We start from the raw sequence: 14936 nt of genomic DNA, 5'->3' as shown, positions 1-14936 counted from the left end.
AGAGGTAATAATCATGAAAAAATTTAATTGGGGAATTATCGGTACTGGCTGGATTGCACACGACATGGCTGATGCCTTGAATAAAGTCAACGGTGAAATTTATGCCGCTGCCAATCCCAATGAAGAAGCACTACATGCCTTTGTCCAAGAAAAACACGTACAACATGCTTTCACTAATCCTGATGAAATGATCAATGATCCTAACATTGATATCATCTATATCGCTACCCCGCACACTTTCCACTACGATTACATTAAGAAGGCCCTCAATGCGGGCAAGCACGTCTTTTGTGAAAAAGCAATTACCGTCAATGCGCGCCAATTTGATGAGGTAGCTCAATTAGCTAAAGAGAAGCACCTAATCTTAATGGAAGGTTTTACCCTTTATCACATGCCAATCTACCAAAAGATGCAAGACCTGATTAAGGCGGGCAAATTTGGCAAAATTAAAATGATCCAAATTAATTTTGGCTCACTCAAGGACTATGATCCGCAGAATCGCTTCTTTAATAAAGACCTTGCTGGTGGTGCATTGCTGGATATTGGTGGCTATGCAACAGCTTTTGCTATCAGCTTTATGGATGAATATCCTGAAAGTATCAACACCACGGTAAAATTCTTTAAAACTGGCGTTAACGAAGAAAGCGGCATCATTTTGAAGAATTCAAAAGGTCAAATGGCAGTGATGTCCCTCTCAATGCGGGCGAAGCAGCCTAAGCGTGGTCTAGTTTCGGGTACCAAAGGTTATTTTGAAATCAATCAATACCCACGCGGCACTGAAGCGGACATTACTTACACCCAGAGTCCCCATGAAGAAAGCTATGATAATGTGACTGCTGGGGAGGCTGACCAAGCACTTGAATATGAAGTCACTGATTTTCAAAAGTATATTGAACAAGGTCATGACGAAGGCGAATTAGAAAAATCTCGCATGATCGCCCATATTTTAACCAGTATTAGAACTGCCTGGGGCATGACTTATCCACTTGATAATGAGGAATAATTAGAATTTCAAAAAAAAGGGATCGATGCACGAACATCGGTCCTTTTGATTTGCAACTATTTCTTATTTTCTGCAACATATTTTTCTAATCGCTTCAAGCCTTCCTTGATTTGCTCCATCGAAGTTGCATAAGACAAACGAATGTATCCTGCACCGCCTTTAGCAAAAAATGATCCAGCAATTACGGCAACATGTCTCTTTTCAGCTAAGTCATAAATGAACTTGGTATCAGCCTGCTCTAATCCTGCCGAAATTTTGGCAAAAATGTAAAAGGCACCTTAAAAGCTAAAATCTGGCCTGGCTTTTGTTCAACTAATCCCTTTTTCATATGCTTTGTTAAGTCAACCATACTAGTCACCTCATAATGTAAATAAGAGCAAAATTAAAGTTAACTTAAATATAAGCACTTCTTCGTTTCTTGTCAAAGCATTTTCAATTTTAAATACAAAAAAAGATCAAGCTCACCGCTTGATCTCACCTATTGGGTTAGCTGGATTCGAACCAGCGCATGATGGTACCAAAAACCATTGCCTTACCACTTGGCTATAACCCAATCTTCAAACCTTTTACTTGATTGGCTCTATTTGAATGACCTCTTGATCACTCAACAGATATTAGTATAGGGGAATGAAGAAAAAATATCAAGGAAAAATTCAAAAAAATTTGATTTTTTCACATTTGCTCAAAAGTATCATGATTATAATCTTTGCATTTTTCAACGTCCTTTAAAAACCAAATACTTGATCATTATATTTAACTTGATAAGTCAAATTCTGGAAATCAACCTTAGCACTAGCCACGTCAGTCTTAGCTTTATTCATTCTAGTAATGACAATTTCATGATCACTAGGCGTTGCTACATCAATTGATCCGTCTAAGTCAAAGGCAGCCGCTGAATTACGGAATTCCAGTAACTTAATTAATGACTTAACTACTGGTCTATTAACTTGCTTTTTAATCTCAGCTAATTCGTAATAATGCCGATTAATATCGCGACCTTCCTTGGTCTTTTCCAACAATTGAATATCGTTTTCACCAGCAAGCAAACCAACATAATAAATTTGTGGAATACCTGGGGCAAAAATTTGTAATAAGCGGGCTAAGAAGTATTTTTGATCATCATTACCTAAAGCAGAATAATAAGTGGTATTAATTTGATAGATATCCAAATTATGATATTCAGCACTAGAATACTTTTTCTTCACATTGGCACCGATCTGATAAAGCTTCTGCGTGGTGTAATCAATTTGCTCATCAGTCAAAATATCCTTGGCATCGACCACACCTAACCCATCGTGCGTATCCAAAGTAGTAAACTGCTTCATCGGGCATTTCTTTAACCATTTAGCCAGTTGAATACTATTTCCACTATAAAGAGAATATAGTAGAACCATTGGCAAGGCAAAATCATAAATAAAGTAACCGTGCTCGGCCACCTTAAATGGCATCGTATAATGTTCATGAATTTCAGGCAAAATTGTGGCTGGCGTATCTTTTAAATAATCATTCACTTCATCAAGCAATGACCAAATATCTGGTTCCACAAAGAAATCATTAGTGTCCAGCTTTTTAATTGCATAAGCAAAGGCATCTAAGCGAATTAAACTTGCTCCATGTTTAGCCAAATTTTGTAAATTTTGCTTGATAAACTCCTGCGTAGTTTTGGTTCTAACATCCAAGTCCATTTGATCTGGGCCAAAAGTATTCCACATTTTTTCCTGGCTACCATCTTTAAATTCAATCTCTTGGTACGGTGCCCGATCTTTCCGCTTATAAATTAGATCGATATCTTTTTGCGTAGGCCGACCAGCTGGCCAGAATTTATCCCAACTTAAGAACAGATCATGGTACTTACTTTCTTCATGTTTAGCTTGAAAATCTTGGAAATAATCTGAATGTTTAGATAGATGATTAATCATAAAATCAAACATTAAATAATATTGTTGACTTAATTGCTCAACGTCTTTCCAAGTCCCGAACTTAGGATCAACCATGTCATATCTGGTTGGTGAGAAGCCACGATCACCGTTTGAAGGGAAAATTGGCAACAAATGAATGCCACCAATGGCTTTATTAAAGTAGCGTTCCATTACTTGTGACAAATCTTTTAAGTTATGCCCTAGGCTATCAGGATAAGTTATCAACATTGCTTTATTTTGTAATTTCATTTTTAAACCTTCTTTAGCAAAATAGGTTCAACCTTTCGTAAAAGATCGAACCTATTTTATTTTTGATCATCGAGAATTACATCGAATTGTATTATTTTCGAAATTAGGGGAGAAAAAATTATTAATTATTATAAATTGCCATTGTAGTGTCTTTATCAAAGAAATGGGCCTTATTAACATCAAATCCCATCTTCACATGATCACCTGGCTTGTGGTAATCACGTGAATTTACATCAGCGACAAATTCAGTTCCATCTACTTTTTGGTAAAGCTGAATTGTAGCGCCAAGTAATTCAGAAACTACAACAGTAGATTGAATAACAGCATCAGGCCAAGTTTCCAAAAAGGCTTCTTCAGCGTGAATATCTTCTGGACGAATCCCAAAGACAATATCCTTGTCGTTGTAACCCTTTTTATCCAGCATTTTAGCCTTACCTTCTGGAATACCAATGTTCAAGCCCTTACCATCTGAAATTCGACCATCCTTGTAGTGGACATTAAAGAAGTTCATCTGCGGTGAACCGATAAAACCGGCGACAAACATATTTCTTGGCTTATTGTAAACTTCCAGTGGAGTACCAATTTGTTGAACCTCACCGACTGACATAACAACCACGCGGTCAGCCAAAGTCATTGCTTCAGTTTGGTCGTGAGTAACATAAATAGTCGTAGTACCTAATCTTTGATGAAGCTTAGCAATTTCTGCACGCATCGATACCCGTAATTTAGCATCCAAGTTAGAAAGAGGTTCGTCCATCAAAAAGATTGGTGCATCCCGCACAATTGAACGTCCTAAGGCAACACGCTGACGTTGCCCACCGGAAAGAGCTGCTGGCTTTTTCTTTAAGTAATCAGTCAAGCCTAGAATCTTAGCAGCATGCTTTACCTTTTTGTCAATATTTTCCTTAGAATAGTGTCTTAACTTTAAGCCGAAAGCCATATTGTCATAAATCGACATATGAGGATACAAAGCATAGTTCTGGAAAACCATCGCAATATCACGATTCTTGGGTGCGACATCATTCATGACCTTGTGGTCAATTTCGAGTGTACCCTTACTAATGTCTTCCAAACCGGCAATCATTCTTAAGGTCGTCGATTTACCACAGCCTGAAGGACCGACAAAAACGATAAATTCCTTATCTTTAATATGTAAATCGAAATCATTTACAGAGTACTTATCATTGCCATCATATTTTTTATAAATATGGTTTAAATCTACTTCTGTCATTTTTTATTTCCTTGCTACTTTACATCTTTAAGCATTACACAGTTTATTCCAGCTACAAAAGTAACAATACTTAAAGTTTTACTTTGCCCAAAGAGTTCTAAACTTGAATTATCAATCACCAAGGTTAAGTGATGGTCATCTGGATGCCATGAAATCGTCTTAATAAAGACAGGTGAATGAATTTCAATCAAGTATTGGTCTTCTTCAGTCCGAGTAAGCTGAATTTCACCATTACTGCCTTGCAATACTAAACTGCGATCAATTGGAATTTCTTCGGTTAATCGGTAACTGCCTAAATCAATTTCTTCATTATCAGTTAGTGATAGATCCTTAATTTGACCAATTGGTTTTTGACTTAATTGCCTATTATTTGTTGTTAATTTTCTTGGAATACCCATCATGCCATTCCACAAATGATGAGATTCTTCCAGGTAATTAATATGATCAACACTCCTCAACCAAGGAATAACAATTCGTTCACCTTTTTCGTTAACAAAACTTTGTGAAGCATAAAAGTCATCACCATCATCTAAACGTTGAGTTACTTCTAATTCAAAAGTAAAGTTTTTCCAATCCAAATGTCCCTTAGCAAGATAAACCACACTATTGCGACCATCACCTAAAATTACACTAAAGGCTAAATAATCTTGACCATTAAGATTGAAGTAATCTGGGCATTCAGTCATCACGCCATATTTTTCGCCTTGCAATAGCACTGACTTAAAATTCCAATTTAGCAAATCGCTTGATTCAAACAAAACTAGACTGCCATGTCCTTCAAGTGCAGCAGCAACCACACAATAGTACTTGTCGCCATGCTTAAAGACTTTAGGATCGCGGAAGTTACCTGGATCGGTCTTTCCTGGTAAAGCATCCACCGTCATGACGGGGTTATGTTCATATTTCTTAAAATCAACTCCATCGTCTGAGATAGCCACACATTGCGTTTCAGTAACTTGACCAGCTTCATCAACATGCCCCGTATAAAGGACATATAGCTTGCCGTCTTTTTCAATAGCTGAGCCAGAGAAGACACCGGTTTTGTCATAAGCATGATCAGGCTTCATGGCAATTGGCATATCTTCCCAATGAAGACCATCTTTACTACGGGCATGCCCCCAATGCATATTATCCCAATGAGGAGCATATGGATAATATTGATAATAAAGTTGATAGTAATCGCGATATCGAATTAAGCCATTGGGATCATTGATCCAACCTACTGGAGCAGTAAAATGAAACAGCGGGCGCAATTCATCATGATCGATTTTTCTTATTTCCTCATATAAGTATGAATTTTCTTTCATTATTTGTCACCGTTACCTGCAGAACCCATTCCTTGAGTAAGGTACTTTTGGAAGAAGATATAAACTAAAACCAAAGGAACCGTTGAAATTGTCAAGATTGCCATTACTTGGTTCATGTAGACTGGATTCGTGCTGTTAATATTCGTAATAGCCACTTGCAATGGGAATTGATTAGAATTAGTCAAAACCATTAATGGCCATACATAGTCATTCCAACTACCAATAAACGATAATGTTCCGACTGTCGCAACTGTAGGAAGCGTCATTGGTAAAAGAATATTCCAGAAAATTCTCAAATTGCTTGCCCCATCTAATTCAGCAGCTTCAGTGACACTATCCGGAATTGCCGCAAACGCATTTCTAAACATATAAATATAGAATGGGCTCGACATCCCTGGCAAAATAACTGCTAACGGTGTATTCAAAATACCAATCGTTTTAGCAACTTGGAATTGCTGAATCAAAAGCGTAGTACCTGGAATAACCAATAAAGCAATCAATAAACCAAAGAGTAATTTACGTCCAGTAAAGTTGAATTTAGCAAAACCGTAACCAGCTAAGGCATTTACTACAATTGAACCTGCAGTTACACTTGTTGCATAAAAGACACTGTTTAAAATGTATCTCATAATTGGGAAACGTTGGAAGATACCAGCATAAGCTTTTCCCCAATCTGAAATATTATTTGATGGCAAGAATGCTTTAAAATTACTGATATTGGCATAGATCTGTGATTCAGGCTTCATTGAAGAAACGATCATCCAAATCAACGGGAACAAGAAGAACAAAGCTAAAATTGTAATTAACACTGTAGTCCAAATAACGTGGAACTTTTTACGCGTCATAAACTTATGCATTCTCGTCACCTCCAGCGTTTGTGATCTTTCTTTGGATAATAGTGAAGATAATAATGATAATACCGTAAATTACACTCATTGCACTTGCATAACCTAATTGACGATCAGTAAACCCAGTACGATAAATGTAGTAAATTGGTGTCATAGTTGCATTTTGTGGGCCACCTTGCGTCATGATCATTGGCTGAATCATCAGGTTGAAAGCACTGATAAAAGTCGTCGTTAAGATCATGATTGAAGTAGGTTTTAGCATTGGTAAAGTGATATGTAAGAATCTTTGCCAACTATTTGCTCCATCCAATTCAGCTGCTTCATACAATGAATCAGGAATATTTTGCAATCCCGCTAAAAAGATTAACATTTGGTAACCAGCACCCTGCCAAGCAGAAACACCAATAATAGCAAACATCGCTTGCTTAGGTGAAGTTAAAAATGGCTGTGGTTTAATGTGAAAAATACCCAAAATACCATTTAACAAGCCTTGGTCAGGATTAAGAATATACATCCAAAGAATTGAGACAACAGTCAAAGATACAACTTGTGGTGCAAAGAATGAAATCTTAAAGAATGTATTTCCAGGACGCTTTTTATTAACAATTAAAGCTAAACCTAAAGCCGCACCAACCTGAATTGGCATAATAAAGATAACGAATTGTGCAATATTTTTTAAACTTTGTAAAAAGACAGGATCTTTAAAAGTATTAATGTAATTTGTAAAACCTACATATTGCTTAGCCCATGGTGTCAAAATATTGTAATTCGTAAAGGAATAACTGAATGACATCAAAAATGGAATGATTAAAAATGCTAGTAAAATCAGAATAGCTGGAAAAACATACAGCCACCCAATTTGTCTCTTTATACCTTTAACTTGCATAAAGATTCCCCTTTACTTCTCTATTTCTCAAGGTATTTTTGAATAACTTTAGCTTGTTCGTTCATTACCTTTTGTACATTAGGATTCTTCTTGTACAAAGTTACATTTTGAACAGTATCAGCAAATGTTCTAGTTACTTGTGGGTAGTTAACTAAAACTGGACGAGCATGACCCGTAGTTTGGTTTTGCTTAATGAAGAATCTCATTTGTTCATTAACTTTAGGCATCATCATCTTAGATACACTCTTACGTGCTGGCAAAACAGTGTTAGCCATATCGCTGCGGTACATACACTTCTTACTCATTAAGAAGTTAATCAAAGCACCAGCTGCCTTCTTGTTCTTAGCTGCAGAAGACATTGCGTATTGCCATGAGCCTGTTGGTGAAACCTCTTTGTGAGTAGCTGGAGATACAGGATATGGCATTACGCCCCATTGCAAATTCTTGTATTGGTTTTGCAAAGTTTGAACTTCCCAAGTACCAGTCATCATCATGGCATATTTGCCAGTTTCAAAACCTTTATCCTTTGGTGAAATAGTAGTGTAGCCATCTTTGACCATGTCTTGAATTAATTGGAAGGCTGAAGTAGTTTGCTTGGAATTAAAGTAGCCAACTGCCTTAGTGCCAGCAGGATTAGTAATGCTACCACCAGCTGACCATACAAATGGTGCTAATGAATAAAGAGCCATTTCTGAGTGGTCATTCAAGTTCATATTAATTGCTGGTTCATGGAAGTGATTTTTAAGTCTCTTACAAATATCTTTAAATTGAGTCCAAGTCCATGGATGCTGTAAAGTAGCAATTTCTGAATCTTTAATCCCAGCCTCTTTGAACATCTTCTTGTTGTAATAGAAGCCGATGCTTGATTCTGAATAGCCAGCAGCATATAACTTACCTTTATAAGTACCTTGCTTAATAATAGTTGGTAGAATATCGTCTTTATTAGTAATGTACTTATCGATTGGTTGAATAATTTTTGAATGTGCATAAGCAGCAGTATTAGGACCATCCAAAGTCAAAACATCTGGTAAACTACCAGAGTTCAAAGCAGCGTTAACCTTGTCTTCATAACCACCACCTGAACCGGAACGAGGAATAAATTGCACTTTAGCTTTGTAACCGTGCTTATTTTCCTTGTTAAAGTCGTTAACATTCTTTTGTAAAGCCTTACCTTCAGGGTCAGTATTAGAAACGTGAACCCACATGGTTACGTTCTTGCTGTTGCTGCTACCTTGATTATTGCTACAACCTGTTAAACCAAGAGCTGCGATAGCTGCAGCTGCTGATACCACTCCTAATTTCCACTTTTTCATAATCTTTCTCCTTTGAAACGTTTCAATTAAATCTCAAAAAATAAAACGTTTCTTAGCTCTAAACAACTCTAATTGATTGAAACGTTTCAACTTTATTTCAAAAAAAATAATGAAAGCACGAAACTTTTTGAATCCATATTGGAAACGTTTCAACTACAATTAAATAATAATACCGCTTTCATAACTTGTCAACGGTTATTTTGTGGTATTTCCTTCAATATATTTTACAGGGTACATCTTAGCTTCATTTTTCAAGCTAGGATCTGCTATTTTTCGCAAAACTAGATCAACTGCTCCATTAGCCAAACTTTCAACTGGCTGGGCAATGGTTGAAATTCCTAAAGGCAAATCTGCAGATAAATTCATCCCATCAAAACCAATTAATTGAATATCCTTTGGTACTTGATAGCCATGCTGAAGCAAAATTTTTTGCAGTTTGAGCAATAATGAATCAGTATGACAAAAAATCCCATCAATTTTAGGGTGTAATCGGAGCATTTCTAAGACATAGGGTGTGAAATCTTTAACTGGCTCTTGCAAGAAAATTTCTTTATAATCAATTCCATTATCTTCAAGATAGTCCCTAAATCCATCTCTTCTTAACATTGTTCCATTAGGATATTTACTATGACTACCAACATAGGCTAAATCCTTAGCTCCATGCTTTAATAACTCTTTTGCTGCTAATTTGCCACCTTCATAATTATCAGAAGTAACATAAGAAACTTTTTTATCAAAATAACGATCCAAACTGACAAAAGGAATATTTGAATAAATATATTGTTCAATGTCACTATAAGTAATCGCAATAATTGCATCAATCTTATTTTGCTTAAGCATCTTGATATACTTGGCTTCTTCTGCTGGATTATCGTCAGAGTTGCATAATAAAAGCTTATAATCTTCTTTATCTAGCCTTTTTTCTACATAATATGCAAATTCTGAAAAAAATGGATACCAGACTGAAGGCACAATCAACGCAATTGTTCGAGAAGATTTAGTTTTTAATCCACGAGCATAGGCATCGGGAATATAATTCAAGGCCTTAATTGCTTCATTAACTTTATTCAAAGTACTTTCTTTAACGCCAGGCACATGATTAATTACCCGTGAAACTGTACCAACTCCTACTCCCGCTTTTTGCGCAACATCTTTCATAGTTGCCATTATTAATCGCCTCTTTTTTAATTTATCTTTTTCATTATACTCTTTGTTTCACCCGATTCATCAATTCGAAATTATTAGTAAAAATTCCAGCTACCCCAAGCTTAAAATACTTTTTCGCAGTACTTACCTTATCCACTGTCCAGATTCGTTGGGTAATTTTGCTAGGCAAATACCAATAAGGATGTATCGCTGCAAAATGATTTTTAGCAATAAAATGAGCTGGAAAAGGAATTGGCATCTTCGTTAGAAAACAATATTGCTGCTGAGCATCAATTTTTTGACAATTCTTTAGCGTCTGATAATTAAACGAAGAAAAAATAATGGGATGAACAAAATGATATTGCTTAGCCAAAGACAAGACAATCGCTTCGATTCCGACATCATGGATTTTATTAGTTTTAAATTCAAGATTGATGTAAAGATTTTTATCTTGCAAAATTTCAAATAATTCACTCAATAACGGCACTGGTTCACCATTTTCCAAATGAAATTTTCTAATTTCATTCAAAGTGTAATCCTTAATATAACCTGTCCCATTAGTAGTTCTATCTAACGTTTCATCATGCATTACTACTGGCACTTTATCTTTAGTTAAGTGCACATCAAATTCGACACCTTCAGCGCCATGCGTTGCTGCATATTTAAATCCTTGCAAAGAATTTTCCGCAAATTTGACCGGTAAGCCCCGGTGAGCAAAAATAATTGTCTGAGTCATTTTTTCACCTACAAAAAAATGCCGCTCTTGCGGCATCTGCTCTATTTTAATCTAAGACGATTGCACCTTGAGTTGCCAAAGTATCACGAACTAGATTCTTAACATCTCTTCTAACTACCATACCATCGGTGTTCTCAACGTATTCAAGATATTGAGCTGACTTAATATGTGCATCATAAGCCTTGTCATCAAAGTAAACTTCAACGAAATACCATTCGTTGAAGTTTTTCTTATTGACTCCAGACATCATAATTTCCATGCCTGGTTCAGCAGCCATGCTAGTCGTCATTTCCTTCTTAACTTCATGAGCAAACTTTTCGGCATCTTCTGGTTTAACTTCAACCTTAACCAGACGCATCACAAAGTTATCAGCGTTGTCGTTCAAAGCGTCATGAGACTTAGTCGTAATAACTTCAGGCTTTAAATCTATAACTTCTTTAGCTGTAGAAATCTTGTCGATGGTTTCAGCAAAGTCATCGGCATGATCATCTGCAGTATGCAAATCTTCCGCTAAGCTATTGCGGAACAATTCGATTTCATAATTATCTTCGCCATGAGCATCATCATGTGCACTACCAATCAGCAAAGTTCCTTCTTCAGCTGGAATTGAATTATGCATATTATTTTCAATTTCACGGATATATTCACCGCGATCGTTTTCTTTAATATTTAATTTAGTAATTTTAAAAATTGGTGTTTCATCCATTTTTCTTGCCTCGCACTATAATTTTTCTACATACATTATTATAAACTAATGCAGAAAAATAAAAGCCCCTATTCACCAGTTATTTGGTCAATTTTGACTGCTTTGGCTGGCCATTCAGTGCGCACATATTCCAAGTTGCTGCCTTCATTACTAGTTAGCTGCACAAAAGAACAATTGGGTAAACCCAGAAATTCCCGATGGTTAGTCGTTTCATTAATATATTGCGACAAACTATCGCCATGGCCCACAACCAAAATATTGTCGTCATCCTGTGCATCCCGCATAATCAGATTAATTCCGCGTTCCATTCGTTCAACTACTTCGCGATCATCTTCAACGCGAAATTTTCCCAAACGGTGCAATGGCCACAGCAATACATTGTGTGCTTCAAAACTGCCATAATCTTTCTCTTTTAATTCTTTTAGTCGCACATATTCTGTCTCCGGTCCCGCAATAATTTCCAAGGTATCACTTGCCCGCTCCTGCGTTGAGCAATACGTCCGCGCAAAAGTAATTCCTTGCGTTTGAAAATAATCGCGCACCGCTTGAGCTTGCTTGATTCCTAATGGCGTCAATGCCGAATCGCAGCTCCCCTGCATGCGATGCTTTTTATTAAACCAGGTCTGTCCATGTCTGACTAAATATAAATTAATTGCCATTTTACTTCAGATCTTCTGCTGGCCATACATATGAATCAAAATGAATATTCTTGCCATCAACCGTCAACTTCACAATTGAAGCATTGCCAAAGCCGCCAAAATTCTTATTTTCGGTAGCATCACGCACAAATTGAGCTAAAATGTCGCCGTGTCCGACAACCAAAGCAGTTTGTCCATCTTCTAGACCAGCTAAAATCTCAACGACTGCCCGACGCATTCTAGCCACAACATCCTCATCTTTTTCCATGGTAGGGTCAACATTCGGATTATTGTAATTCCATGGCAACAGGAACTCATCGCGTCCTTCAAAAATGCCGTAACACTTTTCACGCAAGTCCTTCAAGCGTTTATATGGCATTTGATGATCAGCAATAATTTCTAACGTGTCACAAGCACGCTCTTGCGTTGATGAAAAAGCCTGATCAAAACGAATATCCTGCTTTTTAAAATAATCGCGGGCCATTTCAACCTGACGAATTCCTCGTTCATTCAAAGGTGAATCACAACGGCCTTGCACCTTATGATAATAGTTAAAATATGTCTGTCCGTGACGGACTAAGTATAAAGTTTTTGTCATTTTTTCCTCGCTAAATCGTTTTTTCTCTTATCTTATCAAAAAAGCACGCTTCATGCGTGCTTTCATCGCTTTTTCATTAAATTTTGAAGTGCTTATTGTATTCGCTAGAGTTAACTACAAAACTTGGCACGCTAATATAGTGCATTGAGTAAATATTGCCTGTCTTAGAAATACTGAAGCCGTAATAATTGTAATCACCGTCATGGCGTGAACCTTGCGTATTAAACAAATCACCCGCATGTTCCCATTCACGATAAAGGCTCTTGTTACCACGCTCAGCTTCACCAGCACCGGCAAAGCCAAAAATCATTTGCTTCAACCCAAAGTAAACATTGCGCTTCATTTCAGCCATTGACATTGTCTTCTTATTAATCGTAAAACCGGCCATATCTTCGACATAATTGTCATTCAATTCTAGCCCATGCTTTTTGCAGGCGCGCACAATTCCGGCAACATAGTGATCGCCATCTTTGATGCTATGACCATTTTGCGCATATTCTTGAGCGATTGAATCAGCTAACTGCTCTACTCCAGAACTATAAATCCATGGCTTCAAGCCCAATTGACTCCGCGCACTATTGATTAAGCGCAAAGAAAATTTTGCTAGTTCTTTTTGATCACTAGCGGACAAAGCTGCAGGATTAATCATTCTTTGATCATTCTTGCTTTCACCTGAGCTAACTCGGGAGAAATCATTTTCTTGCATCCCCTGCATGCAAGCTTGGATAAATTTAGCACTTGGCTTGCCTTTATAAGCTTCTAGCAAACTAGCCCGTGTGTAACCACTTGGCATTTTAAATGTCGCAACCTGGTAGTTTACTACTGGCCCAGTTTGCTTCACCTTTTTAGCATTTTTAGCTAATAACCAGTGGGAATTATCACCAATCTTGTAGGCTAAATGCTTTTTCTTGCCAATTTTTAAGTATTTTTGCGCAGAATAAGAATATGTTCTTTTAGCAACTGCATAATATTTTGATTTTTTTCCCTTACTGGTATAAAGTCTGACTTTCTTATTGCCTTTGACTTGAACTTTTCCTTTAACTGCTGCTTGAACTGTTTGAGGTGCAGTTTCATAAATCGCACTTGCTGTCCCCATTAAGCAGACACTAGTTAATAAAGTCGCAATTATTTTTTTGTTCATAGTTGCTCTACTTTCTGTATGTTTTAGCAAATCATTACTATATGTTACATATTATAACGTAAGTAACTAACTAAAAAAATCAAAAAGGGACACACCATCTTTTTGATCGCATGTCCCACAAGTTAGTTTGATTTTATTTAGTTTTGAAAAGAGGTTTATTTTTAGTACCAGCCGTTTGCTTGCCAGAATGCCTTAGCAGCAGTCCATGAGCCATAACGACTATGTACATAGTTATCAGCTGCCTTTTCTTGGTTGGCTGCTGAGTAGTCACCATTCAGGTATGAAGCTGAAAGTTGGTACTTACCAACGTATTGGCCATTTGAAGCACCGTATGAGCCACCAGATTCTCTACCGGCAATCCATTCCTTTGCACTAGCTTCTGATCCACTTACAGTTGAAGTAGTAGTTTGGGTGTTGGCGTTGGTTGCTGCAGTAGTATTTGCAGCAGTATTAGTATTTTCAGTTTGAGTTTGGTGTTGTACTGGTGCTTGGGTAGCAGCTGCTTGAGTACGGTAGCCGCGAGTTACGTACTTAGCACGAACCCATTGGTTCTTGCCTAAGTCGTACCACTTGTGACCCTTAGCATCGTAAGCAGTCTTAATTACCTTCCATGAAGTGTTACTTGCTAAAGTTTGACCAGTTGCTTCTGGATTTTGGTAACTATCGTAAACAGTTATAGCGTTGTCTGAAACATTCTTAACTGTTACAACGTTTGTATCGTTTTCTACAACAGCAGCTTGAGCAGTATGAGTATTGTTATTAGCTGCTACTAAACCTGTAACTGATAAAGCAGTTACTGCAATTGACTTAACTAAGATAGATTTAATTTTCAAAAAAATTCTCTCCTTAAAAATAAAAAACTCATAAGTAACGAATTTTCACCTTATTCGTCTGTCTCATTCAATTGACAAGTCATATACTACCTTGATTAAGTTGCAGAATGATAACAGAAATATCACTCACAGATTAAGAAATCATTGCAAAATATGACAATTTTGTAACATTTGTAATATTTATGTAAATTTATTTGAATTATGCAAAATTGCGTCAAATCAAGCTTTAGGCCGTTTTTTATTTTTTATTTGCTATGTGCAAAAGCTTGTTCGCATTTAATATATTGAAATACTTTTGCAAAACGAAGTGTCTGGGAAAAAACTAACTCCTGGACCATAAAAAAGAACGATGATTTCCATCTGGATTTCATCGTTCTTTTTC

At 36.8% G+C, this 14936-nt stretch carries 14 protein-coding genes, 1 tRNA gene and 1 pseudogene; 1 reads left to right on the top strand and 15 read right to left on the bottom strand.

Annotated elements, in window-relative coordinates; all coding sequences use genetic code 11:
* Positions 1 to 13: 13 nt before the first annotated feature.
* Positions 14 to 1003, top strand: a complete 990-nt coding sequence (locus tag Q0Y84_RS06220) for a Gfo/Idh/MocA family oxidoreductase (RefSeq protein ID WP_297951677.1) — start codon at positions 14 to 16, stop codon at positions 1001 to 1003.
* Positions 1004 to 1059: 56 nt separating this feature from the next.
* Here Q0Y84_RS06220 and Q0Y84_RS06215 read toward each other — a convergent pair.
* The 15 genes and pseudogenes from Q0Y84_RS06215 to Q0Y84_RS06145 all read right to left on the bottom strand — a co-directional run.
* Positions 1060 to 1281, bottom strand: a pseudogene (locus Q0Y84_RS06215) (aminotransferase class I/II-fold pyridoxal phosphate-dependent enzyme); the annotation flags it as partial.
* Positions 1282 to 1484: 203 nt separating this feature from the next.
* Positions 1485 to 1556, bottom strand: a tRNA-Gln gene (locus Q0Y84_RS06210).
* A gap of 172 nt (positions 1557 to 1728) precedes the next feature.
* Positions 1729 to 3171: a sucrose phosphorylase gene (gtfA, locus tag Q0Y84_RS06205; RefSeq protein WP_297951676.1), complete on the bottom strand. Its 1443-nt coding sequence runs from the start codon at positions 3169 to 3171 to the stop codon at positions 1729 to 1731.
* A 121-nt stretch (positions 3172 to 3292) separates the two neighbouring features.
* A complete protein-coding gene (gene ugpC, locus Q0Y84_RS06200) occupies positions 3293 to 4402 on the bottom strand; it encodes a sn-glycerol-3-phosphate ABC transporter ATP-binding protein UgpC (protein ID WP_297951675.1) in 1110 nt (369 codons plus the stop codon).
* A gap of 14 nt (positions 4403 to 4416) precedes the next feature.
* A complete protein-coding gene (locus tag Q0Y84_RS06195; RefSeq protein WP_297951673.1) occupies positions 4417 to 5709 on the bottom strand; it encodes a glycoside hydrolase family 32 protein in 1293 nt (430 codons plus the stop codon).
* Positions 5709 to 6566 carry a carbohydrate ABC transporter permease gene (locus tag Q0Y84_RS06190; protein WP_297951672.1) on the bottom strand — a complete coding sequence of 286 codons (858 nt, stop codon included), beginning with the start codon at positions 6564 to 6566 and terminating at the stop codon, positions 5709 to 5711. The genes Q0Y84_RS06195 and Q0Y84_RS06190 overlap by 1 nt, the downstream gene beginning before the upstream one ends.
* Positions 6559 to 7443, bottom strand: coding sequence for a sugar ABC transporter permease (locus Q0Y84_RS06185; RefSeq protein ID WP_297951670.1), 885 nt, complete (start codon positions 7441 to 7443; stop codon positions 6559 to 6561). Before Q0Y84_RS06185 ends, Q0Y84_RS06190 begins: the two co-directional genes overlap by 8 nt.
* A 20-nt stretch (positions 7444 to 7463) precedes the next feature.
* The gene (locus Q0Y84_RS06180) at positions 7464 to 8756 is read right to left on the bottom strand and encodes a sugar ABC transporter substrate-binding protein (protein ID WP_297951669.1); all 1293 of its coding nucleotides are present in this window, start codon (positions 8754 to 8756) and stop codon (positions 7464 to 7466) included.
* Between the two features lie 195 nt (positions 8757 to 8951).
* Positions 8952 to 9923: a LacI family DNA-binding transcriptional regulator gene (locus tag Q0Y84_RS06175; protein WP_297951668.1), complete on the bottom strand. Its 972-nt coding sequence runs from the start codon at positions 9921 to 9923 to the stop codon at positions 8952 to 8954.
* A 34-nt stretch (positions 9924 to 9957) separates the two neighbouring features.
* Positions 9958 to 10638 (bottom strand): glycerophosphodiester phosphodiesterase family protein, encoded by a 681-nt coding sequence (locus Q0Y84_RS06170; protein ID WP_297951667.1) that lies wholly within the window; start codon positions 10636 to 10638, stop codon positions 9958 to 9960.
* Positions 10639 to 10684: 46 nt separating this feature from the next.
* On the bottom strand, positions 10685 to 11344 hold the full coding sequence (locus tag Q0Y84_RS06165) for an antibiotic biosynthesis monooxygenase family protein (RefSeq protein WP_297951666.1): 660 nt from the start codon (positions 11342 to 11344) through the stop codon (positions 10685 to 10687).
* 68 nt (positions 11345 to 11412) lie between these two features.
* Positions 11413 to 12003, bottom strand: a complete 591-nt coding sequence (locus Q0Y84_RS06160) for a histidine phosphatase family protein (protein ID WP_148238449.1) — start codon at positions 12001 to 12003, stop codon at positions 11413 to 11415.
* Between the two features lies 1 nt (position 12004).
* Positions 12005 to 12580, bottom strand: a complete 576-nt coding sequence (locus Q0Y84_RS06155) for a histidine phosphatase family protein (protein ID WP_297951664.1) — start codon at positions 12578 to 12580, stop codon at positions 12005 to 12007.
* Between the two features lie 76 nt (positions 12581 to 12656).
* A complete protein-coding gene (locus Q0Y84_RS06150; RefSeq protein WP_297951663.1) occupies positions 12657 to 13721 on the bottom strand; it encodes an SEC10/PgrA surface exclusion domain-containing protein in 1065 nt (354 codons plus the stop codon).
* A 161-nt stretch (positions 13722 to 13882) separates the two neighbouring features.
* Complete coding sequence (locus Q0Y84_RS06145; protein ID WP_297951661.1) at positions 13883 to 14554, bottom strand: SLAP domain-containing protein; 672 nt, start codon at positions 14552 to 14554, stop codon at positions 13883 to 13885.
* Between the last annotated feature and the right edge of the window lie 382 nt (positions 14555 to 14936).

The organism is uncultured Lactobacillus sp. (assembly GCF_947367125.1).
Lineage (GTDB): Bacteria > Bacillota > Bacilli > Lactobacillales > Lactobacillaceae > Lactobacillus.
The sequence above is the reverse complement of the archived record's forward strand: the minus strand, read 5'-3'. Positions and strand labels throughout refer to the sequence as shown.

Coding starts and splice junctions, on each gene's coding strand:
- Q0Y84_RS06220 (WP_297951677.1), top strand. CDS start 14: ATGAAAAAATTTAATTGGGGAATTATCGGTACTGGCTGGATTGCACAC.
- gtfA (WP_297951676.1), bottom strand. CDS start 3,171: ATGAAATTACAAAATAAAGCAATGTTGATAACTTATCCTGATAGCCTA.
- ugpC (WP_297951675.1), bottom strand. CDS start 4,402: ATGACAGAAGTAGATTTAAACCATATTTATAAAAAATATGATGGCAAT.
- Q0Y84_RS06195 (WP_297951673.1), bottom strand. CDS start 5,709: ATGAAAGAAAATTCATACTTATATGAGGAAATAAGAAAAATCGATCAT.
- Q0Y84_RS06190 (WP_297951672.1), bottom strand. CDS start 6,566: ATGCATAAGTTTATGACGCGTAAAAAGTTCCACGTTATTTGGACTACA.
- Q0Y84_RS06185 (WP_297951670.1), bottom strand. CDS start 7,443: ATGCAAGTTAAAGGTATAAAGAGACAAATTGGGTGGCTGTATGTTTTT.
- Q0Y84_RS06180 (WP_297951669.1), bottom strand. CDS start 8,756: ATGAAAAAGTGGAAATTAGGAGTGGTATCAGCAGCTGCAGCTATCGCA.
- Q0Y84_RS06175 (WP_297951668.1), bottom strand. CDS start 9,923: ATGGCAACTATGAAAGATGTTGCGCAAAAAGCGGGAGTAGGAGTTGGT.
- Q0Y84_RS06170 (WP_297951667.1), bottom strand. CDS start 10,638: ATGACTCAGACAATTATTTTTGCTCACCGGGGCTTACCGGTCAAATTT.
- Q0Y84_RS06165 (WP_297951666.1), bottom strand. CDS start 11,344: ATGGATGAAACACCAATTTTTAAAATTACTAAATTAAATATTAAAGAA.
- Q0Y84_RS06160 (WP_148238449.1), bottom strand. CDS start 12,003: ATGGCAATTAATTTATATTTAGTCAGACATGGACAGACCTGGTTTAAT.
- Q0Y84_RS06155 (WP_297951664.1), bottom strand. CDS start 12,580: ATGACAAAAACTTTATACTTAGTCCGTCACGGACAGACATATTTTAAC.
- Q0Y84_RS06150 (WP_297951663.1), bottom strand. CDS start 13,721: ATGAACAAAAAAATAATTGCGACTTTATTAACTAGTGTCTGCTTAATG.